The 20713-nt window shown below is 33.3% G+C and carries 21 protein-coding genes; 11 read left to right on the top strand and 10 right to left on the bottom strand.

Features of this window, described 5'->3' with window-relative positions:
- Positions 1-231, bottom strand: a complete 231-nt coding sequence (locus tag EKM05_RS04095) for a VF530 family DNA-binding protein (protein ID WP_126553652.1) — start codon at positions 229-231, stop codon at positions 1-3.
- Between the two features lie 49 nt (positions 232-280).
- Here EKM05_RS04095 and EKM05_RS04090 point away from each other — a divergent pair, with 49 nt between their 5' ends.
- From EKM05_RS04090 to EKM05_RS04080, 3 genes are all read left to right on the top strand, one after another.
- Positions 281-763 (top strand): histidine phosphatase family protein, encoded by a 483-nt coding sequence (locus EKM05_RS04090; protein WP_126553650.1) that lies wholly within the window; start codon positions 281-283, stop codon positions 761-763.
- A 40-nt stretch (positions 764-803) separates the two neighbouring features.
- A complete protein-coding gene (gene smpB, locus EKM05_RS04085) occupies positions 804-1256 on the top strand; it encodes an SsrA-binding protein SmpB (protein WP_091204586.1) in 453 nt (150 codons plus the stop codon).
- Between the two features lie 84 nt (positions 1257-1340).
- Positions 1341-2390 (top strand): Fic family protein, encoded by a 1050-nt coding sequence (locus EKM05_RS04080; protein ID WP_126462893.1) that lies wholly within the window; start codon positions 1341-1343, stop codon positions 2388-2390.
- 48 nt (positions 2391-2438) lie between these two features.
- On the opposite strand, the gene EKM05_RS04075 is transcribed toward EKM05_RS04080, so the two are convergent.
- The gene (locus tag EKM05_RS04075; protein WP_126462896.1) at positions 2439-3080 is read right to left on the bottom strand and encodes a protein-L-isoaspartate(D-aspartate) O-methyltransferase; all 642 of its coding nucleotides are present in this window, start codon (positions 3078-3080) and stop codon (positions 2439-2441) included.
- Positions 3081-3224: 144 nt separating this feature from the next.
- Here EKM05_RS04075 and EKM05_RS04070 point away from each other — a divergent pair, with 144 nt between their 5' ends.
- The 8 genes from EKM05_RS04070 to EKM05_RS04035 all read left to right on the top strand — a co-directional run bounded on the left by EKM05_RS04070 (position 3225) and on the right by EKM05_RS04035 (position 11397).
- The gene (locus EKM05_RS04070; protein ID WP_126462899.1) at positions 3225-4190 is read left to right on the top strand and encodes a Gfo/Idh/MocA family protein; all 966 of its coding nucleotides are present in this window, start codon (positions 3225-3227) and stop codon (positions 4188-4190) included.
- 40 nt (positions 4191-4230) lie between these two features.
- Entirely contained in the window at positions 4231-5118 is an 888-nt protein-coding gene (locus EKM05_RS04065; RefSeq protein WP_126553648.1) for a 3-hydroxyacyl-CoA dehydrogenase family protein, read from the top strand.
- A gap of 79 nt (positions 5119-5197) precedes the next feature.
- A complete protein-coding gene (locus EKM05_RS04060; protein ID WP_126553646.1) occupies positions 5198-6418 on the top strand; it encodes a DUF1015 domain-containing protein in 1221 nt (406 codons plus the stop codon).
- 23 nt (positions 6419-6441) lie between these two features.
- Complete coding sequence (locus EKM05_RS04055; RefSeq protein ID WP_126553643.1) at positions 6442-7095, top strand: YggS family pyridoxal phosphate-dependent enzyme; 654 nt, start codon at positions 6442-6444, stop codon at positions 7093-7095.
- 74 nt (positions 7096-7169) lie between these two features.
- Entirely contained in the window at positions 7170-8531 is a 1362-nt protein-coding gene (locus EKM05_RS04050; protein ID WP_126553641.1) for an exonuclease domain-containing protein, read from the top strand.
- A 27-nt stretch (positions 8532-8558) separates the two neighbouring features.
- On the top strand, positions 8559-9389 hold the full coding sequence (locus EKM05_RS04045) for an ion transporter (RefSeq protein ID WP_126553639.1): 831 nt from the start codon (positions 8559-8561) through the stop codon (positions 9387-9389).
- A gap of 158 nt (positions 9390-9547) precedes the next feature.
- Positions 9548-10465, top strand: coding sequence for a tRNA (adenosine(37)-N6)-dimethylallyltransferase MiaA (miaA, locus tag EKM05_RS04040; protein ID WP_126462916.1), 918 nt, complete (start codon positions 9548-9550; stop codon positions 10463-10465).
- A gap of 191 nt (positions 10466-10656) precedes the next feature.
- Positions 10657-11397 (top strand): acyl-[acyl-carrier-protein] thioesterase, encoded by a 741-nt coding sequence (locus tag EKM05_RS04035; RefSeq protein WP_126462918.1) that lies wholly within the window; start codon positions 10657-10659, stop codon positions 11395-11397.
- Between the two features lie 48 nt (positions 11398-11445).
- Here the strand turns inward: EKM05_RS04035 and EKM05_RS04030 are convergent, their stop codons facing one another.
- The 8 genes from EKM05_RS04030 to coaBC form a co-directional block, all read right to left on the bottom strand.
- Positions 11446-12162 (bottom strand): response regulator transcription factor, encoded by a 717-nt coding sequence (locus EKM05_RS04030; protein WP_126452426.1) that lies wholly within the window; start codon positions 12160-12162, stop codon positions 11446-11448.
- A gap of 3 nt (positions 12163-12165) precedes the next feature.
- On the bottom strand, positions 12166-13749 hold the full coding sequence (locus tag EKM05_RS04025) for a sensor histidine kinase KdpD (protein WP_126553637.1): 1584 nt from the start codon (positions 13747-13749) through the stop codon (positions 12166-12168).
- 71 nt (positions 13750-13820) lie between these two features.
- Positions 13821-14405, bottom strand: a complete 585-nt coding sequence (gene coaE, locus EKM05_RS04020; RefSeq protein WP_126553635.1) for a dephospho-CoA kinase — start codon at positions 14403-14405, stop codon at positions 13821-13823.
- 1 nt (position 14406) lies between these two features.
- Complete coding sequence (locus EKM05_RS04015; protein WP_126452432.1) at positions 14407-15408, bottom strand: glycosyltransferase family 2 protein; 1002 nt, start codon at positions 15406-15408, stop codon at positions 14407-14409.
- A gap of 128 nt (positions 15409-15536) precedes the next feature.
- Entirely contained in the window at positions 15537-16727 is a 1191-nt protein-coding gene (gene fabV, locus EKM05_RS04010) for an enoyl-ACP reductase FabV (RefSeq protein WP_126515037.1), read from the bottom strand.
- A gap of 109 nt (positions 16728-16836) precedes the next feature.
- The gene (recN, locus tag EKM05_RS04005; protein ID WP_126553633.1) at positions 16837-18489 is read right to left on the bottom strand and encodes a DNA repair protein RecN; all 1653 of its coding nucleotides are present in this window, start codon (positions 18487-18489) and stop codon (positions 16837-16839) included.
- Positions 18490-18540: 51 nt separating this feature from the next.
- The gene (locus EKM05_RS04000; protein ID WP_126452438.1) at positions 18541-19425 is read right to left on the bottom strand and encodes a DUF4835 family protein; all 885 of its coding nucleotides are present in this window, start codon (positions 19423-19425) and stop codon (positions 18541-18543) included.
- A 69-nt stretch (positions 19426-19494) separates the two neighbouring features.
- Positions 19495-20712 (bottom strand): bifunctional phosphopantothenoylcysteine decarboxylase/phosphopantothenate--cysteine ligase CoaBC, encoded by a 1218-nt coding sequence (gene coaBC, locus EKM05_RS03995; RefSeq protein WP_126452440.1) that lies wholly within the window; start codon positions 20710-20712, stop codon positions 19495-19497.
- Position 20713: the final 1 nt, after the last annotated feature.

Genomic DNA, 20713 nt, shown 5'->3' with positions numbered 1-20713 from the left:
TTATTTGGGCAATTTAGCTTCTGATTTTATATACAAATCTTCCACTTGTTTTCGTGCCCAATCTGTTTTTCGTAAAAAAGTCAAACTGGATTTTACACTTGGTTTATCTGTAAAGCATTTTACTTTAATGAGTTCCCCCAAAGTATCAAATCCGTAATGATCCACTAGCTGCTCTACTATTTTTTGGAGTGTAATTCCGTGAAGCGGATCTTTCGATTTTAAGTGTTCCATTTTGCAAAGATATTAAAATCCCAAATACTTTTTTTTAAAATTGATTCAAATGAAAAAATTTCTCGCACTGTTTACACTGTTATTTTTAAATATCAGTTTTGGACAAAGCACCACCACCTATTACTTTATTCGTCATGCCGAGAAAGTAGATAATTCTCAAAATCCAGATTTATCTGAAAAAGGGTTGAAAAGAGCTGAAAAATGGAATACAATATTCTCAGAAATTAGTTTTGATGAAATCTATTCAACGGATTACAAAAGAACTTTACAAACTGCAAGTCCAACCGCGACAACAAAGAAGATGAAGATTAAGCTGTATGATCCTAAAAATATACCTATTGAAGTTTTCAAAAAAGAAACGATAGGAAAAAAAATTTTAATTGTGGGACATAGTAACACAATACCAAATTTTGTCAATCAAATGATAAATCAAAACTCATTTACTGACATTCAAGATAAAACTTTTGGTAATCTTTATATCGTAACTATGGTTGATGAAGCAATCACATTCCAATTGCTGAAATTGGACTAAATAATTGCTAAACCTTTAATTTTTGTTACCTTTGCACGCTATGTTAAAAACAATAAATATATTCAATAAGAGAGCCCGATTTGACTATGAAATAATCGAAACCTTCAATGCAGGAATTGTTTTGGCTGGAACGGAAATCAAATCCATTAGATTAGGAAAAGCAAACATCACAGAAAGTTTTTGTGAATTTAGCAATAACGAACTTTTTGCGATAAACACCTATATTGAAGAATATACTTTTGGTAATCAGTTCAACCACAAGGCAAGAAGCGAGCGCAAATTACTTTTAAAAAAAAAGGAATTAAAAGGTTTGCTGAAAAGTGTTCAAGCAAAAGGATTGACAATAGTTCCTTTGAAATTGTTTACTAATGAAAAAGGACTGGCCAAACTCCAAATTGGTCTTTGCAAAGGAAAGAAAACCTATGACAAACGTGAATCTCTCAAAGAACAAGATACGAAACGGGATCTAGACCGAATCAAAAAATCATTTTAAATTAAGAAAGTAATGTATTAATTATTATTTTTATTTATAAAAAATGACTAAATTTGTCAAGACAATTTAAAGCTTTTTTTTTAAATGAAAACACTACTCAAAAACGCAAGAGAACAAAAAGGACTCAAAACTAGAGAAGTCGCACAACTTTTAGCAATTGATCAAGCCTTAATTAGTAAGTTTGAAAGTGGAACTAGAAAACCTACAAGAGACCAAGTCGTAAAATTAGCATCTTTACTAGAAATAGATTTAGAAACAATCATGGTCGCTTGGCTTAAAGAAAAAATTCTTTATGAAATTGGTCAGGATGAATTTGCTCTAAAAGCATTATTGGTTGCAGAGCAAGAAATTAGATATCAAAGCAAACCAATAAAGAAAAAATTATCGGTAACTCTTCAGAAAATTTTAGATGAAATAGATACTTTGAAGATACAACTGGATGGGTTTCGCCAATTTGACAGCTATCGGATTGCACAAGCATTAGAGCTAGAATATACGTTTGAAAGTAATCGCATCGAGGGAAACACAATGACTTTACGCGAAACGGATTTAGTTATCAATGAAGGTTTGACGATTTCTGGAAAAAGTATGCGGGAACATCTGGAAGTCATTAATCATCAGGAAGCCATTGCTTATATCAAAGATTTAATGCAAAAAAATACTGCTATAAAGGAACGAGAAGTTCTTTCTATCCACAATCTTATTTTGAGAGGAATTCAACCCGAAGATGCAGGTAGCTATAGAAAAGTCCAGGTGATGATTCAAGGAAGCAGTTACGTGCCTCCACAACCTTTTTTAGTCGCCAAAGCAATGGAAGATTTTTTTATTTGGTATGAAACTAATAAATCAACCTTACATCCGATAATTTTAGCTGCCGAAATGCATGAACGCTTGGTTACTATTCATCCCTTTATTGATGGAAATGGCAGGACTTCGCGCTTAGTCATGAACTTGGTTTTATTGCAGCATGGTTACATAATTGCCAATATAAAAGGGGATTATGAAAGTAGAATGCGCTATTATCAAACACTGGAAACTGCACAAACTAAAAACAACAAAGAAGATTTTTTGTTATTCATTGCTCAAATAGAAAAAGAAAGTTTAGAGCGGTATTTAACCATTATTGGTCAATAAAATTCATCTTCTGCTCCCTTCCCCTTGGGAAGGGTTGGGGATGGGATTTTAATTTTTATCTTCTAATAAAGGAACAAATCGAAACTCTCCAAACTCATGTTTCTCAAATTGAGTTTCATTTTTTCTGATTAATAAGGTCATAATCTGCACCTCTGTACCTAGTGGAATAACTAGCCTTCCTCCTATTTTGAGTTGCGCCATCAACGGTTGCGGAATAAACGGAGCGCCTGCAGTTACTATAATACTATCAAAAGGAGCGTAATTTGGTAATCCTTTGTATCCATCTCCAAAAGAGAGATATTTGGGCCTAATATTCAGTTTTGGAAATAAAATTGAGGTTTGCTTAAACAATTCTTTCTGTCTTTCTACACTAAATACTTTGGCACCTAAAAGGCATAGAACAGCTGTTTGATACCCTGAACCTGTTCCTATTTCTAAAATTTTGTGTTCTTTTTTGACTTCTAATAATTGGGATTGAAAAGCAACAGTGTACGGTTGCGATATCGTTTGGCCTGCAGCAATAGGAAATGCTTTGTCTTGATAGGCATAATCTTCAAAACTGGAATTTAAAAATAAATGTCTTGGAATCTTTTTTATCGCCTCCAAAACACTTTTGTCAGTAATTCCTTTTTGCTCTAAAACGCTTACTAATTGATTCCGAAGTCCTTGATGTTTGCCTGTGTCTTTCAAAGTTTATTGTTTTATTTTGGTAAAAATAGAAAACAATTTCTGAATTCAAATGTTGGATTTTAAATTTTAAATTAACTGAAGAATTGTCCGGTATCAATAATAGATTAATCATTTTATTGTTATTTTTGTAAAAATTACATCATTATGCTGAAAATTGGAGTATTAGGTGCTGGCCATCTAGGAAAAATACATTTGCGTTTATTACAACAATCTAAAAAATATGAATTAGTGGGATTTTATGATCCAAATCAAGAGAACGCCGAAAAGGTTTCTAAAGAATTTGGATACAAACATTTTAGCACAATTGCCACCCTTATTCATGCCGTTGATGTAATCGATATTGTTACCCCAACTCTTTCTCACTACAAATGTGCCAAAGTAGCCATCAAATCCGGTAAGCATGTTTTTATTGAAAAACCTATTTCAAATACGGTCGAAGAGGCCGAAGAAATTATCGCTTTATCAAAAGAATATAATGTTAAAGGTCAGGTGGGGCATGTGGAACGTTTCAATCCAGCATTCATCGCTACCAAAAACATGATCGAAAACCCTATGTTTATTGAATCGCATCGTCTGGCTGAATTCAATCCTCGCGGAACTGATGTTCCTGTAGTCTTAGATTTGATGATTCATGATATTGATGCCATTTTGAGTGTTGTACAATCAAAAGTAAAAAATATTAGTGCTAGCGGTGTTTCAGTTATCAGTGATACACCGGATATTGCCAATGCAAGAATAGAGTTTGAAAACGGTTGTGTTGCTAATTTAACAGCGAGCCGAATTTCGATGAAAAACATGCGTAAATCTCGTTTTTTCCAGAAAGACGCTTATATCTCCGTAGATTTCTTAGAAAAGAAATGTGAGGTTGTAAAAATGAAAGATGCTCCGGAAGTTCCAGGCGATTTTGATATGATTTTACAAAATGCGGAAGGTGTAAAAAAACAAATCTACTTTTCCAATCCAGATGTAGAACAAAACAATGCTATTCTGGATGAACTGGAATCATTTGCAGATGCCATAAATACTGATTCAACACCAATTGTGACATTGGAACAAGCCTCTGAAGCGCTTCGTGTTGCGTATCAAATTATTGATTGTTTTAAAAAATAATTTTTACATAAATATTAAACTATTTTAATCCAAAATAAGAATGAAAACAATTGCCGTAATCGGAGCAGGAACAATGGGGAATGGAATTGCTCACACCTTTGCACAAAGTGGTTTTACCGTAAAATTAATAGATGTTTCAGAACAATCATTGGATAAAGGAATGGCCACTATCGCCGCTAATTTAGACCGAATGATTGCAAAAGGAAGTATCACCCAAGAAGACAAGGCTAAGACGATTACTAACATAATCACCTATACGGATATCAAAGATGGCGTTGTAGGGGTTGATTTAGTGATTGAAGCGGCCACTGAAAATGTAGCATTAAAACTGAATATCTTCAAGCAATTGAACGAAGCTTGTTCTCATAATACAATTTTGGCAACTAATACTTCTTCTATCTCAATTACTCAAATTGGAGCCGTTGTGGCACATCCGGAACGCGTTATCGGTATGCACTTTATGAATCCGGTGCCAATAATGAAACTGGTGGAAATTATTCGTGGTTATAATACTTCTGATGAAGTGACAAAAATCATCATGAATCTTTCCGAGAAGTTAGGAAAAACGCCTGTTGAAGTCAACGATTATCCTGGTTTTGTTGCCAATAGAATCTTGATGCCCATGATTAACGAAGCGGTCGAAACTTTATACAACAAAGTGGCTGGTGTTTATGAAATTGACACGGTGATGAAACTTGGAATGGGACACCCGATGGGACCTTTGCAACTAGCAGATTTTATTGGTCTTGATGTATGTTTAGCCATTTTGAACGTGATGTACGACGGTTTTAAAAACCCAAAATATGCACCTTGTCCGTTATTGGTAAATATGGTTCGTGCCGGAAAAATGGGTGTGAAATCAGGGGAAGGTTTTTACGATTATTCTGGAAGCAAAAAAGCCGAGAAGATTTCTAAACAATTTATATAATTGTAATGTTTAAAAATTGAGGGCCTAAAGTTAATACCTTTAAATTCTCAGCTTTTCACTTTTCACTTTTTATATTATTATGGCTGAAATTGTCCCTTTCAAAGCTGTTCGTCCCACTCGTGATAAGGTTTGCCTTGTTACTTGCCGTTCGTATGAAGAATATGTAAATGCGGAATTAGCGGCGCAATTGGATTTCAATCCGTTGTCTTTTTTGCACATACTAAAACCTGCTTACACCAATCAGGAAACTGTTTCTTTTGAAAAAAGATACCGCCAAGTACATCAAAAATATGAGGATTTCAAAAATGAAATAATTTTAGTAAAAGACAAAAAACCCGCGATTTATATTCATAAAATTGTAACTAAAAAGCACTCTTTTACCGGAATTATCGTAGGTACTAGTGTAGCTGATTATTGCAACAATATCATCAAAAAACACGAAGATATTATCGCTTTCAGAGTCCGATTATTAAAAGACTACATGAAATATTCTGAGTTCAATACGGAACCGGTTTTGATGACCTATCCGGATAATAAAACGATTGAAAACTGGATTTTTAATTGTACCCAAAAATTAGCCGATTTTGAGTTTTCAACCACCAAAAAAGAAATTCACTACTTATGGAAAATTGAAGATGCGTTAGAAATCAATTGGCTTCAGAACATTTTTGAAAAAACAGATAGTCTTTATATTGCAGATGGCCATCACCGTACCGAAGCCTTAAAATTATTATCCGAGGAAAATGATGATCCAGACAACGCAGCCAAAAATCATATTCTGAGCTATTTAATTTCTGAAAACAATGTCAAAATATATGAATTCAATCGCTTGGTAAAAGATTTAAACGGTTTCTCGAAAGAAAATTTGATAAAGGAATTAGAAAAGAATTTCATTGTTACAAACAAATTTCAGCAGCCTTTTCAGCCTTCTCAAAAGCATCAATTCGGAATGTATCTGGACAATGAATTTTATAGCTTAATTTTACGAAAAGAAAATGAAGTTTTCTTAACGGCTTTGGATAGTTTAGACACACAAATTTTATACAAAAAAGTGTTATTGCCTATTCTTGCCATCGAAGATTTACGCAATGATGAGCGAATAGAATACCTTTCAGGAAAACAATCCGTATTGGAAGTAAAAAACAAAATTGATCAAGGAGAATTTGAAATCGGTTTCATATTATTTCCATCCAATATTGGAGAAATAAAAGCCTTGGCCGATGCCAATTTAATAATGCCTCCAAAAAGTACGTATATTGAACCAAAGTTTAGAAGCGGATTAGTCGTGTATGAACTTTAACACATTAAAATTTAAACATTAAAATGCCAATAAAAAATAATTTACTCCAAATAAAATCCACTTTACCGGAACATATAACCTTAGTTGCGGTTTCAAAGACCAAACCTGTTTCGGATTTAATGGAAGGGTATGAGGCCGGTCAACGCATTTTTGGAGAAAATAAAATCCAGGAAATGGCGGAGAAATGGGAACAAATGCCAAAAGACATTCAATGGCACATGATAGGCCATGTTCAGACCAATAAAGTCAAATTTATGGCGCCATTTGTGAGCTTGATTCACGGTGTGGATAGTTTGAAATTGCTACAGGAAATCAACAAACAAGCACTAAAAAGCAATAGAATTATTGATTGTTTATTACAAATGCATATTGCCGAAGAAGAAACTAAATTTGGTCTTGACCAAGAAGAACTTGCTTCACTCCTATCCTCAAACGAATTCCAGGAATTAAAAAACATTAGAATCGTTGGATTAATGGGAATGGCAACTTTTACAGACAAGAAAGATCAAATCAAGAAAGAATTCACCCATCTGAAATCTATTTTTGATCAATTCAAAATTCAAAATTCACAATTTACCATTCTTTCTATGGGAATGTCCGGTGATTATCAACTTGCAATTGAATGTGGAAGTACGATGGTTCGCATTGGAAGTAGTATCTTTGGAGGAAGAAATTGACTTTTGATTGAAGATAAACAATTTTTAATTTCAAATGTTTTTCAACGTGAAACATTAAACATTAAACAAAAAATTTGTACGCAATACTAGACATAGAAACCACTGGAGGACAATTCAACGAAGAGGGAATCACTGAAATCGCTATCTATAAATTTGATGGACATGAGGTCGTGGATCAGTTCATTAGTTTGGTAAATCCGGAAATCCCAATTCAACCTTTTGTAGTTAAACTTACCGGTATTAATAATGCCATGTTGCAATCTGCTCCCAAGTTTTTTGAAGTAGCAAAACGCATCATCGAAATGACAAACGATTGTATTATCGTGGCTCATAATGCTTCTTTTGATTACAGAATCTTACGAACCGAATTCAGACGATTAGGATACGATTTTGAAGCCAGAACACTTTGTACGGTTGAATTATCAAAAAAATTATTGCCGGAACAACCGTCCCATAGCCTAGGAAAACTCGTTCGTGCGCTTGGAATCCCAATGGCAGGCCGCCACAGAGCCAGTGGTGATGCTTTAGCAACAGTCAAATTATTCAAAATTCTTTTAGAAAAAGATTTAGAGAAAGAAATTGTAAAAGATTTTATAAAGCTGGAAATCGAAAAAGGAATCGCTCCAAAATTACTGGATATTGTGTCCGGATTACCAGCAAAAACAGGTGTCTATTACATTCATAATGAGAAAGGAAATCTAATTTACATTGGCAAAAGCCGAAACATAAAAAAACGAATCAATCAGCATTTTACAGGAACTTCTACAAAATGCAAGAAAATTCAAGCAGAAGTGTTTTCCGTAACCTATGATGAAACCGGAAGTGAATTGATCGCATTATTAAAAGAAAGCGAGGAAATAAAAATCAATAAACCCATATATAACAGAGCACAGCGAAAAAGTATTTTTCAACTGGCACTCTATGCTGAAAAAGATAAAAATGGGTATCTCAACCTAAAGCTTCAAAAAGCAGATGGACGCAAAAAAGAAATCACATCCTTTTCCTCCCTGCAAGAGGGTAAAAACGCATTATTCAGAATTACTTCTCATTATAATTTATGTCAAAAACTAACTGGTTTGTATGTTTCTAAAACCAACTGTTTTCAATACACTATAAAAGAATGTGACGGCGCTTGTATTAGCAAAGTTTCACCTGAAGAATACAATATCAGAGTTCTTACTTTTGTCGATAAAAATAGTTTCGAAAATCAAAATATGGTATTGATTGACAAAGGCAGAACCATCAGCGAAAGATCTGCCGTTTTGATCGAAAACGGAATTTACAAAGGCTATGCTTTTTATGATTTAAATTATCAAATCAACAATATCGAAATACTGAGAAACATCCTCATTCCGATGCAAAATAACCGGGACACTAAAAATATTATCCAAGGGCACATACGAAGCAATAAAACCTTGAAAACGTTAAAATTCTAATCGTATGCTATCAATCCATCCATAATTATGCACCGAATAAAGTCAAAATTTGACACTTTCAGACAAAAAACCAATGTCATTATTTATGGCACAAATACGGCTTCCGGGCGCATGTTTGACCTAGTACTTTTAGGAGTAATTTTGTTAAGTGTTGTAATTGTGATGCTTGAAACCGTAAAAGGTTTCGATACAAAATACCACCAAGAACTCATTATCCTAGAGTGGGTCATTACGATTTTCTTTACCTTAGAATACATTCTTCGAATTATATCTATAAAAAAACCTGTCAAATACGTTCTCAGTTTCTATGGAATCATTGATTTGATTGCCACTTTACCTATGTATTTGTCCTTGTTTTATTTTGGAACAAGCGTTTTAACTGTGGTAAGGGCTTTGAGATTACTGCGATTGTTCAAAATATTGAAACATCCAAAATTCTCCAGTCAATCCACTCACCTAAAAGAAGCGCTAATTGCCAGTAGAGGAAAAATATTAATTTTTATCTATTTCATGTTGATCAGCAGCATCCTGATAGGCTCCGTTATGTATGTGGTAGAGGGTAAAGAAAGCGGCTTTACCAGCATTCCCACCAGCATTTATTGGACCATTGTAACACTCACAACCGTTGGCTACGGTGACATATCGCCCATCACACCATTAGGCCAAGCTATAGCATCAGTAGTAATGATCATGGGATATGGAATAATAGCCGTTCCTACGGGTATCGTTTCAGCTGAATTTGCAAACAGCAACCGTAAAAAACCAAGAGCCGAAAGAATTAATCCATGCACCGTTTGCGGAACTGACGGTCATGAATATAATGCAAAATACTGCTACCATTGTGGCACCGAATTATAATTTATTAATTTGAAGCAATTCCAGCTGTACACTGCAACTCCTCGTTATTCCAGTTGTTTTTCTAAGGCTTAAAAGGAGCTTCCTCCGGTCGCTCTTTTACACCAAGAAAAAAAACTGCAATACCTCTGGGGTTTCCGTTTCCATCTGGGCTAAAAACTATGAAATACCTAATCACCATTATCGGACCCACAGCGATAGGAAAAACTTCCTTGAGCATCATTTTGGCTAATTATTTTAAATGCGATATCCTGTCATGTGACAGCCGACAGTTTTTCAAGGAAATGACCATCGGAACCGCAGTTCCAAACCAAGCCGAGCTAGCAACAGCTACCCATCATTTCATCCAAAACAAATCCATATTCGAGAATTATACCGTAGGTGATTTCGAGAAAGAAGCCATTGCAAAACTGGACGAATTATTTCTGACCAATGATTATGCTATACTAGTTGGTGGTTCGGGATTATATGTAGACGCAATCCTAAAAGGTTTTGATGAATTTCCAGAAATAGACCCTACAGTTCGCTCAGCAATAACACTGAATTATGAAAAACTGGGAATTGGGTATTTGCAACAAAAACTCGAAGTTTTAGATCCTAATTATTACAAAACTTTGACTGTCGAGAATTCTCAAACCTTACAAAATCCACAACGTATGATGCGTTTCGTAGAAGTATGTATTGGTGCCGGAAAACCATATTCTTCTTTTTTAAATCAAAAGCAAAACAGTCGCAACTTCACTCCTATTTTAATTGGTTTAGAAGCCGACAGAAAGGGTATCTATAACCGAATTAATCAACGTGTAGATGCCATGATGAACGAGGGTTTATTAGCGGAAGCAAAAACGTTATTCCAGAATAAAGAATTGAACGCCTTGCAAACAGTGGGTTACAGAGAACTATTCCGTTATTTTGACAGGGAAATTTCATTAGAATTTGCCATTGAAGAAATAAAGAAAAATACCCGCCGATTCTCAAAACGTCAACTCACTTGGTTCAAAAAAAATGAAAACACCAAATGGTTTGATTTTGAAACTCCTTATGAAACGATTGTGAAGTACATCAATTCAAAAAAATAAAAATATCATTATTTGACGACGATCAAAAAAATTTAACCACTAATTCGCTAATAAAAAACCTATACTTCGAATATAATTAGCGGTCATTATTATTATTTATAAAATGTTTTGTTTTAACAATCCCTATAAACAAAAGAAGTACAACAAAAAAGCCTTTTTAAACCCATTACTAATAATTACAATCTATAAATATGCCCATTTCACCTAACTTCACATCTATTCTTAGCAAAGACTGGGAAATCAATTTTACACAATGTGCTCCAAACGGGTTTTTAAAATACACTGATTTGTGTTCTATATTACAATTAACAGCAGCTGCACATTCAGAAATTGGTGGAATCAGTTTTACGGACATGCAGGAATTTAATCAAGCGTGGGTTTTGAGCAGAATGCGTGTTGAAGTTACTAAATTACCTAAATCCGGAGATGTCGTAACGGTAAAAACCTGGATCAATTCCTTAGAGAATTCCCGTTCAGTACGGGCGCTGGAAATGCATGTAAATGGAGAAAAAATTGTGGGCTCAGAGACTTTCTGGGCTGTATTCAATACTAAAAAAAGACGGCCGGAAGCATTGGCGTTGCCGTTCGAGCATTTTGAAGTATATCCAGAAAAAAAAGCTACTCATGAAGGTTTTTCTAAAATTAATTTCAATCAGGAGAAAGAAATAGTTTTTGAAAAAACCATTTTCTTATCGGATTTAGACATTGTAAATCATGTTAATAATGTCAAATATCTGGAATGGTGTTTGGATCTGGTTGATGAAAAACTAATCCTGAATCAGGAAATTATTAGTTTCGAAATGAATTTCCTAAAAGAATTATCTCTAAAGGATAACGTAATTATTCATGAAACTATTTCTAAAAATGAAACTATTTTTAGTATTACAAAAGAAGAAAAAACCAATTTCGCTTTGCAATTAAACTGGAAATAAATATTTTTAAAATAAAAAAAGCCTCAATTTCTTGAGGCTTATAGCTACTTATTCTGCTACTTTATTTTTTACAACTAATCTAAATCCTTCTCCGTGGATATTCAAAATTTCAACATCTTCATCCAGTTTAAGGTATTTCCTCAGTTTTGCTATATAAACATCCATACTTCTGGATGTAAAGTAATTATCATCTCTCCATATTTTTGTCAAGGCTAATTCTCTTGGCATCAAATCATTTTCATGAAGAATCAACATCTTCAACAAATCATTTTCTTTTGGAGATAATTTAATTGGCTCTTCAGTATTAAAAGTTAAAAAACGAAGTTTTGAATTTAAATAAAACTTCCCAATATTAAATTCAAATTGTACTTGTTCTGCTCTGGTATCTGATGATTTTCTTTGAATTATCGCTTTGATTTTCATCAACAATACTTCTGAATCAAAAGGTTTATTTAAGTAATCATCCGCACCCGCTTTGTAGCCTTTCAACACATCCTCTTTCATCGATTTTGCAGTTAAAAAGATAATTGGAACTTCGTTGTTTTTTTCTCTGATTTCTTTTGCTAAAGTATAACCATCTTTGTAAGGCATCATTACATCCAGAATACACAAATCATAAGTATCTTTTTTAAATTTTTCGAAACCTTCCATTCCATTTTTGGCTAAAGTGACGTCAAAATCATTTAGCATTAAATAATCTTTCAAAACCGCACCAAAATTCAGGTCATCTTCCACTAAAAGTATTTTCTTATTTACATTTTCCATATTCTAATTTATTAATGGTAATTTTATTATGAAGGTACTCCCTTTTCCCTTTTCACTTTCTACATATACTTGACCGTTGTGGTCATCTACAATTCTTTTTACATACGCTAAACCTAATCCATGCCCTTTGACATTATGAATGTCGCCGGTATGTTCTCTATAAAATTTTTCAAAAATTCTTTTTTGAGCTATTTTACTCATTCCTAAACCGTTATCTTTAACTTTGATAATAACCATATCTTTTACATTTTCAGTAAAAATGTCTATTTCTGGCACATTAGGTGAATATTTTATAGCATTTTCTAAAATATTGACAATCACATTGGTAAAATGAACATCGTTGAGTAATACGGTAGTTCTTAAAGCGCCAAAGTGACTTCTAATGGTTCCTTCTCTATCTTCTAAAATTAGATTTACATGTTCAATAGCATCATTTATAATGTCATGTACATTGAGCGTCTCTTTGATAATGTCCAGTTCTTTTTTTTCTAGTTTAGAAATTCTTAATACATTCTCTACCTGGGCGTGCATGCGTTTATTCTCGTCTTTAATCATCTGAAGGTATCGTAAAACCTTCTCCTTATCATCTATTATTTTTGGATTTCGTATCGCATCTAATGCTAAATTAATTGTGGCTATTGGAGTTTTAAACTCGTGCGTCATGTTATTAATAAAATCATTTTTAATTTCAGAAATTTGACGTTGCCGGATCAATTGATTCAATGCACTTGAATACGCAATCAAAATAATTAGAGTAAAAACAATTGAAAGTACGGTAATACTTACGAGTTCCGACAATAAAAATTTCTTTTTAAGCGGAAATGTAACCAACAAATCATACTTACTGCTTCCTTCATTATCAATAAATACCGGAATAGAATAGGTAGCATCTTTATCATATTTAAACTCGCTTGATTTGATTTTAGTGGCTAAATTATTGCTGTAAATACCAAATTCAAATTTTGTTTCAATACCGTGTTCTTCTAATTCTTTCTTGATTAATTTTTGTAAAACACTGCTCGAAACACGTTCCTCAAGCGGCATTGCTGACAATACATCTTTTGCTGAAATTTTAAAAAGAGCATTGTCTAAAATATCTAAATTTCCTTCTTTTTCAATTCTAATATCTGGAATCAAACTTTGATTCCCACCTAATTTGTCAATAGAATTATTGTTATACACTTCTGTAACGCGTTTAGAACTAAAATTCTTGAATTTTTCACTATCAAATTTCTTATCAAAGAACGTAGGAGAAATATTGTAATTCTCAGAAATTATACTGTTTGAGTATATAATAGTTTCGTTTGTTCTTGGATTTTTCTGAACGTAATAAAACTCTAATATATCGTCCTTTTCAGGAACTTTTCCGGTACTATCCTTGTAATGATTTATTTTGTCATAAAAATTATACTCTTCTTGTTTTTGAAGATTATTCGCCACATTACCAATAACTTGCTTAACATGAAACTTAAATTGCTCATCATTATTTTTAAACGAGGTATTGAACCAATATACCTGAACTAAAATTATCCCTATTAAGGACAAGCTCATTAATAAAACAAGTAATCTAAAAAAAAGTTTATTCATCAAAACAAATTTAGTATTTTAACAATATATTAAATAATAGATTAACCAAACATTAACAACTATGCTTGTTTTTATACAATCTTTAATATTTTAAGAATTTCATTTGCCTCCTGCTTTGCTGTTTCAAGAGAAACATTATGAATAACAAAATCACTTTTGTCAATTCTCTGTTTATCAGTCCATTGTGAATTTATTCGTTTCAAAACAAGATCTCGGTTTGATTTATCTCTGGCAATTACCCTTTGAATTCTCAATTCTAACGGTACTGTAACCGTTATAATAAAATCACATTCTTTATCACGCCCACTTTCAAATAAAATAGCCGCTTCATAGATAATAAACGGCGCCGTCTCTTGTTGTAAAATCCATTGATCAAAATGTTTTTTTACTGCCGGATGAATAATAGCATTGAGTTTTTCTAATTTTTCAGGTTCCTCAAATACGATTTTAGCTAATTTTTCTCTATTTAACAGGTTAATTTCAAAAACAGAACTCCCAAATTCGTTTTTTATGGCTTTTAAAATCACAGCAGATTCCATCATTTTTCTGGCCTCCGCATCCGCAATATAAACGGGAATCCCAAATGATTCAAAATATTTTGCAAGGGTAGTTTTGCCACTTCCTATGCCTCCGGTTAAACCAATGATTTTTGTCATCTTACACTTTAAAAAATAATTCTGGAAAAGCCTCTTGTGGTTTTTGCCTTAAAATAATAACTTTATAATAGGATTTTATGAAACCTAAACCGTAACCATAAAACTGTTTCCAAACCGCTATTAATGATAAATAACCTATTTTAAGGCTCTTATTCTGGTAAGAAGAGACCAAGAACAATACCAAAAAGTAAATAAAATACAACTGAAGCAGATAATCAAAATTAAAAATTAACAACAATACAATTGAAAAGAAAAATCCAATGATGAAAACCGAAGGAAAGAAAAAAGTAAGCTTATTGTATTTTGGATACCAACTGTTAAGAATTGGTCGTGCTTTTCCAAATTTATTTACCTGAGTTGAAAACTTATCCCAGTCGATTCTTCGTTTGTGATATACAAATGCTTGTGGGAAAAGTGTGGTTTCAAAACCTAAGTTCCACAAACGAATTGACAAATCAGGATCTTCTCCTGGATGAATATTTCCAAAACCTTTGGATGCTTCAAAAGCTTTGCGAGACAGCCCCATGTTAAAACTTCGGGGCTGAAATTTATCGATTTTTTCAGAACCTCCTCTAATTCCTCCTGTGGTTAAAAAAGAAGTCATTGCAAAATTAATTGCTTTTTGGATGTCTGAAAAACTATCTAAAGCCTTGTCCGGTCCTCCAAAACAGTCTACATAATTTTGCTTTAAAGCCGTATCAACTTCAGACAAGTACTGCTCAGGTATAATACAATCCGAATCAAAAATAATAAAGTAATCCCCTCTGGCTTTTTTCATTCCATAATTTCTGGAATCGCCAGGTCCTGAATTCTCTTTGTAATAATAGGAAATATCAAGTCTGTCTCCATATTTTTGAGCAACATCCTGACACACTAAAGCAGAACCGTCTTCTACGATTACAATTTCAAATATCTCTTTATAGGTTGTATGAGACAAACTTTCTAAAAGTTCATCTACTTCGTCCGGGCGATTGTAAACTGGGATTATTAAGGAAAATAACATAAATCAAAATGAGGTATTAGTAGTCTGTTTTTAGGTCTTTAAAATTTTAACAAATATAATGGTTATCCATAAAAAAACCATCAACTATTAATTGATGGTTTTATAAATACTATTTTAAGGTACAATAATTAAGAAATACTTTTAATGTTTATCACTTCGTTTGTATCCGCTTTGTAATCTACACCATCCACGTCAAAACCAAATAAATTATAAAAATCTTTTCTGTATCCTACTAAATCTCCTATTTCGGATAAATTTTCAGTTACAGCCTCCATCCACAATTTAGCTACTTTTTCCTGAACATCAGGACGCATCTCTAAATCATCAATCCTAATTCTTCCTTTTTCGTCAACAGGAACTTCATTGCCGGTAAACAATCGTTCTTGATACAAACGCTGAATTTGCTCAATACATCCTTCGTGTATACCTTCTTCCTTCATTATTTGATATAATAAAGAAATATACAATGGAATAACCGGAATTGCAGAACTTGCTTGTGTAACCAATGCCTTATTTACAGAAACAAATGCTTTTCCATCAATAGCTGCTAAACTGTCCGTGATTGCAAATGCAGTCGATTCAAGATGATCTTTGGCACGACCAATTGTACCTTTTCTATACACTGCCTCAGTCAATGATGGCCCAATATAGGAATAAGCAACAGTTGTAGCGCCTTGAGCTAATAGATTTTGAGCTTTTAGAGCATCAATCCACATCTCCCAATCTTCCCCGCCCATAACGGCGACTGTGTTTTCTATATCATCACCAGTGCAAGGCTCAATTGAAATTTCAGAAACTTTACCAGAATGAAAATCAACTGTTTTATTGGTAAAAGTACCACCAATTGGTTTCAAAACAGAACGATGCAATATTCCTGTTACAGGATGCATACGAACGGGAGAAGCTAAACTGTAGATTATTAAGTCCACTTGACCTAAATCAGCTTTTATAAGATCTAATGTTTGTTGCTTTACTTGATTCGAAAAAGCATCTCCATTGATACTTTTTGCATACAAACCTGCTTTATGCGCTTCATTTTCAAAAGCTGCAGAATTGTACCAACCTGGTGAAGCTGTTTTTCCTTCAGAAGGAGCTTTTTCAAAAAATACACCAATAGTTGCTGCATTAGAACCAAAAGCACTTGTAATTCTGGAAGCCAAACCAAAACCGGTTGAAGCACCAATTACTAATACATTTTTAGCACCGTCAATTGCGCCTTTTGATTGTATGTATTCTATTTGATTTTTTACATTTTGCTCGCATCCTTTTGGGTGTGATGTCGTACAAATAAATCCTCTCATTCTAGGTTCTATAATCATAATTCTATTGTTTATTTGGTTAAACGTTTAATCGGTAATAGATTAAACACATAACTAAGTTTATCTTTATTTATTTATCTTTTTAAGTTGACAAATATAAGGCATTTCTTTAGTTCAACAAGGCTTTGGCATGATTTAAGGCTGAGTCGGAAACGATTGTTCCAGATAACATTTGCGCGATTTCAACCACTCTTTCTTCTCTACTTAATAATTTCAATTCAGATTGCGTATCCTCGCCAACAGTCGATTTAAATACTTTGAAATGAGCATTCCCTTTTGCCGCAATTTGGGGTAAATGCGTGATAGCAAAAATTTGCATTTGCTGACTCATTTCCTTCATAATTTCCCCCATTCTTATGGCTATTTCTCCGGAAACACCAGTGTCAATTTCATCAAAAATTAATGTTGGTAATTTTGAATAGTGTGCCAATATCGCCTTAACAGCAAGCATAATCCTTGACATTTCTCCACCAGAAGCTACTTTTTTTAACAAACCAAAATCCGTCCCTTTATTGGCCGAAAATAAAAACTGAAGCTCATCTTTTCCGTTTTGAAAATAGGTTTCAGTTGATTTTACATCCATTTTAAAGCGCACATTAGGCATCCCTAAAGTTTCTAAAATCGCAATCAACTTTTGGGATAAAACTGGAATCGAATTCAATCTATTCGTATGAATTGTAGTTGAAAAAACATCTAATTCAACGGTTTTTTGCTTTAGAGAAAGCGTCAGTGCAGCGATCTCTTCTTCCATATTTCCTAATTCTAATACTGAATTTTCAATATTCATCTGAATTTGAAGTAGTTCATCCACAGATGACACCTGATGTTTCTTTTGCAAGGTAAAAATTACCTGAAGCTTTTGACTAATTAAATCCAATTGTTCCGGATCATTAATCAATTTTTCAGAACAACGATTCATTTCTTCCAAAACATCCTCAAATTCAATCGTTACGCTTGTAATTCTTTCTAAGAAAGATTGGTAATCCGATGAAAAAACAGCAATTTTTTGTAATGAAACCTTAATTTCATTCAAATTATACATCACACCCATTTGTTCTTCATTGGCTATAGCCAAAGATTTATCAATAGATTCCTTGATAATTTCAACATTATTTAATTTTTCAAAATTAGCCTCAAGAGATTCTTGTTCACCTGATTTTAATTGCGCTGCTACCAATTCTTCCAATAAAAAAGTATTGTATTCCTGCTCTTTCTTAGATTCGCTTTGTCTTTTCAGTAACGAATTTAATTTGGATCTATCCGATTTATATTTTTTTAAAAGCGACTGATACTCCAGAATTATATTTTTATTTGTGGCAATAGCATCTATAATTTCAAACTGTACATTTTCATCCGAAAGTTCTTGAGTTTGTTGTTGCGAATGAATATCAATCAAGAATAAGCTCAATTCCTGCAATTCCTGAAGATTTACGGGGCTGTCATTAACAAACGCTCTTGATTTTCCTGAAGGCAGGATTTCGCGTCTAATTATAGTGTCATTTTCATAGTCTAAATCATTTATTTCAAAAAAAGGAAGCAAATTATACTTAGAAATTTCAAAATGAGCCTCAATAATACACTTTTCTTCTTTGTTTTTTAGAGAAGTCAAATCGGCTCTTTTTCCTAAAACCAGCCCCAATGCACCTAAAATTATTGATTTTCCTGCACCAGTTTCTCCAGTGATTGTTGAGAAACCTTTTGAAAAATCGATTGTCAATTTTTCTATTAAAGCATAGTTTTTTATCGAAAGTGACGTTATCATTTATTTGTTTTTTTATTGGAACCGGGGATTAAATTAAAATCTGGCCGCTAATTAATAGTGTATCAGTGCCCATTTGCTAGAATTCAAAGGAGAAATTTTATTTAGATTATCAACTAAATCTGAAATTGTGATACTAGGACCACCTGAAAATACAGCTACAATTTCATCTGATTTAGCATCAAAAAAGACACGGGTTAAAAACGCATTAGGTCTTGAAGCATTTAACTTAGCTAAATCAATTAAAGATCCTTTTATTTTTTCTTTAGCCTCTTTTAAATCCTGATTCATCAAATCTAATCCGGAATGGTACTCAAACATCGTTTGTCGAACTTGTTTGAATGCCGGGGATAAAATATCATTTATCAAAAAATAACGGTTTTGATTTCCATCGGCCTGACTCCATCCTTTTGATCCTCCTTGTTGTGCTACATTCAAAATATTCTGAGCAGTTTCAAAATAAGGATTTCCGGATTCCATCACAAAAGTATCCGCATCCATTCCTAAAATGACATAACTGTAAAAAGAAAGAACCGAAACTAAATTAGAATCAAAACTGGTAGGGTTAAAAATTAAATTTTCAAACTCAGTATACCGAAAACTAAAATCTTTGTCGTTATAATTTAAAACTGGTGAAGTGTACGATGAATTAAAAACCGGACGGGATGATTGTACCTGGATGGTGGCTATAAATTGATCGGAATTATTAGCAGAAACAGTAATATAAATTGAGCAATTAATTTTTTCATTTTGCTTCACTGTTTGACCGGTCCAATCTGTTTTGTTTACAAACTCACTGATCGAGGTTTGCAAGGTTTTAAAAACTTGTTGATTGGTAACACTCAATCGCTGTGCATCAACCGTTACAGTACAATTCAGTTGTTGTGCTTGGACACCTCCAAAAATAAAAAGCAGCAAAAAAGTAAATATTTTATTCATCTGTAGATTTCTGTTTTTTTATCTGTCACCATAAATCACAACCGTTATTACCTCATAGAGTGTCATGTACTACCTTAGTTTTTCAAAATGCGCTATTACTTTATTTAGTATATCATCCGCAACAGCCTCTTTCGATTTTAATTCCATTGGTTCAAGATTAAAAAACTGGTCTATAAAAGTAACTTTATTCGTTGGTTTTCCAAAACCGGCACCCTGATCTTGAAGGGAATTCAAAACGATCAAATCTAAGTTTTTTTTCTGAATTTTCAGCTTTGCATTTTCGATTTCATTTTCTGTTTCTAAAGCAAAACCAATCAGAAACTGATTTTTCTTCAGCGTTCCCAAAGAAGCTAAAATATCCTTGGTTTTCTCGAGTTCAATTACAAAATTATCAGCTGCCTTTTTAATTTTTTGTTTAGCTACATTCTTGGGCTTATAATCCGCAACTGCTGCTGCTGCAATGGCGACATCTACATCACCGTACCTCTGGTGGCAGGCTAGATACATCTCTTCGGCAGAGACTACATTAATAACTTCAATCAAGGGATTTGAAACTGTAAAAAGCGTTGGTCCACTTACTAAAAATACTGAAGCACCTAGATTAGCAGCGCTAATTGCTATATCAAAACCCATTTTACCTGAAGAATGATTTCCTATAAAACGCACGGGATCGATTGCTTCATAAGTAGGACCAGCAGTAATTAATATTTTTTTTCCTTTAAGAGGTAATTTATTGTTTAAATCCGCCTCAATAAAAGCCACTATATTCTCTGGTTCCGCCATTCTGCCTTCTCCGGACAATCCACTTGCCAATTCGCCTGTTTCGGCAGGAATTATTGTATTACCAAATTGTGTCAAAGAGGAAAAATTAGCAATAGTTGAAGGATGTTTGTACATATCTAAATCCATTGCAGGAGCAAAATACACGGGACATTTTGCGGATAAATAGGCTGCAATCAATAGATTATCACAAATACCATTTGTCATTTTAGACAATGTATTTGCTGTAGCTGGCGCAATAATCATCAAATCAGCCCAAAGTGCCAATTCAACATGATTGTTCCATTTTTCATCTTCATTGTCTTGGTTATAAAAACTAGAATAAACCGGATTTTTGGATAACGTAGATAATGTAAGAGGGGTTACAAAATCCTTAGAAGCAGGTGTCATTATCACTTGGACATGTGCACCTGCTTTTATGAAAAGTCGTACTAATGAAGCGGTTTTATAGGCTGCAATTCCACCAGAAATTCCTAGTAAAATTTTCTTACCGTTTAAAACTGACATA

Source organism: Flavobacterium sp. GSP27 (assembly GCF_003970395.1).
Lineage (GTDB): Bacteria > Bacteroidota > Bacteroidia > Flavobacteriales > Flavobacteriaceae > Flavobacterium.
The sequence above is the reverse complement of the archived record's forward strand: the minus strand, read 5'-3'. Positions and strand labels throughout refer to the sequence as shown.

Excerpts from the sequence above, each read along its gene's own strand:
- EKM05_RS04095 (WP_126553652.1), bottom strand. The coding sequence starts at position 231 with ATGGAACACTTAAAATCGAAAGATCCGCTTCACGGAATTACACTCCAA.
- EKM05_RS04090 (WP_126553650.1), top strand. The coding sequence starts at position 281 with ATGAAAAAATTTCTCGCACTGTTTACACTGTTATTTTTAAATATCAGT.
- smpB (WP_091204586.1), top strand. The coding sequence starts at position 804 with ATGTTAAAAACAATAAATATATTCAATAAGAGAGCCCGATTTGACTAT.
- EKM05_RS04080 (WP_126462893.1), top strand. The coding sequence starts at position 1,341 with ATGAAAACACTACTCAAAAACGCAAGAGAACAAAAAGGACTCAAAACT.
- EKM05_RS04070 (WP_126462899.1), top strand. The coding sequence starts at position 3,225 with ATGCTGAAAATTGGAGTATTAGGTGCTGGCCATCTAGGAAAAATACAT.
- EKM05_RS04065 (WP_126553648.1), top strand. The coding sequence starts at position 4,231 with ATGAAAACAATTGCCGTAATCGGAGCAGGAACAATGGGGAATGGAATT.
- EKM05_RS04060 (WP_126553646.1), top strand. The coding sequence starts at position 5,198 with ATGGCTGAAATTGTCCCTTTCAAAGCTGTTCGTCCCACTCGTGATAAG.
- EKM05_RS04055 (WP_126553643.1), top strand. The coding sequence starts at position 6,442 with ATGCCAATAAAAAATAATTTACTCCAAATAAAATCCACTTTACCGGAA.
- EKM05_RS04045 (WP_126553639.1), top strand. The coding sequence starts at position 8,559 with ATGCACCGAATAAAGTCAAAATTTGACACTTTCAGACAAAAAACCAAT.
- miaA (WP_126462916.1), top strand. The coding sequence starts at position 9,548 with ATGAAATACCTAATCACCATTATCGGACCCACAGCGATAGGAAAAACT.
- EKM05_RS04035 (WP_126462918.1), top strand. The coding sequence starts at position 10,657 with ATGCCCATTTCACCTAACTTCACATCTATTCTTAGCAAAGACTGGGAA.
- EKM05_RS04030 (WP_126452426.1), bottom strand. The coding sequence starts at position 12,162 with ATGGAAAATGTAAATAAGAAAATACTTTTAGTGGAAGATGACCTGAAT.
- EKM05_RS04025 (WP_126553637.1), bottom strand. The coding sequence starts at position 13,749 with ATGAATAAACTTTTTTTTAGATTACTTGTTTTATTAATGAGCTTGTCC.
- coaE (WP_126553635.1), bottom strand. The coding sequence starts at position 14,405 with ATGACAAAAATCATTGGTTTAACCGGAGGCATAGGAAGTGGCAAAACT.
- EKM05_RS04015 (WP_126452432.1), bottom strand. The coding sequence starts at position 15,408 with ATGTTATTTTCCTTAATAATCCCAGTTTACAATCGCCCGGACGAAGTA.
- fabV (WP_126515037.1), bottom strand. The coding sequence starts at position 16,727 with ATGATTATAGAACCTAGAATGAGAGGATTTATTTGTACGACATCACAC.
- recN (WP_126553633.1), bottom strand. The coding sequence starts at position 18,489 with ATGATAACGTCACTTTCGATAAAAAACTATGCTTTAATAGAAAAATTG.
- EKM05_RS04000 (WP_126452438.1), bottom strand. The coding sequence starts at position 19,425 with ATGAATAAAATATTTACTTTTTTGCTGCTTTTTATTTTTGGAGGTGTC.
- coaBC (WP_126452440.1), bottom strand. The coding sequence starts at position 20,712 with ATGTCAGTTTTAAACGGTAAGAAAATTTTACTAGGAATTTCTGGTGGA.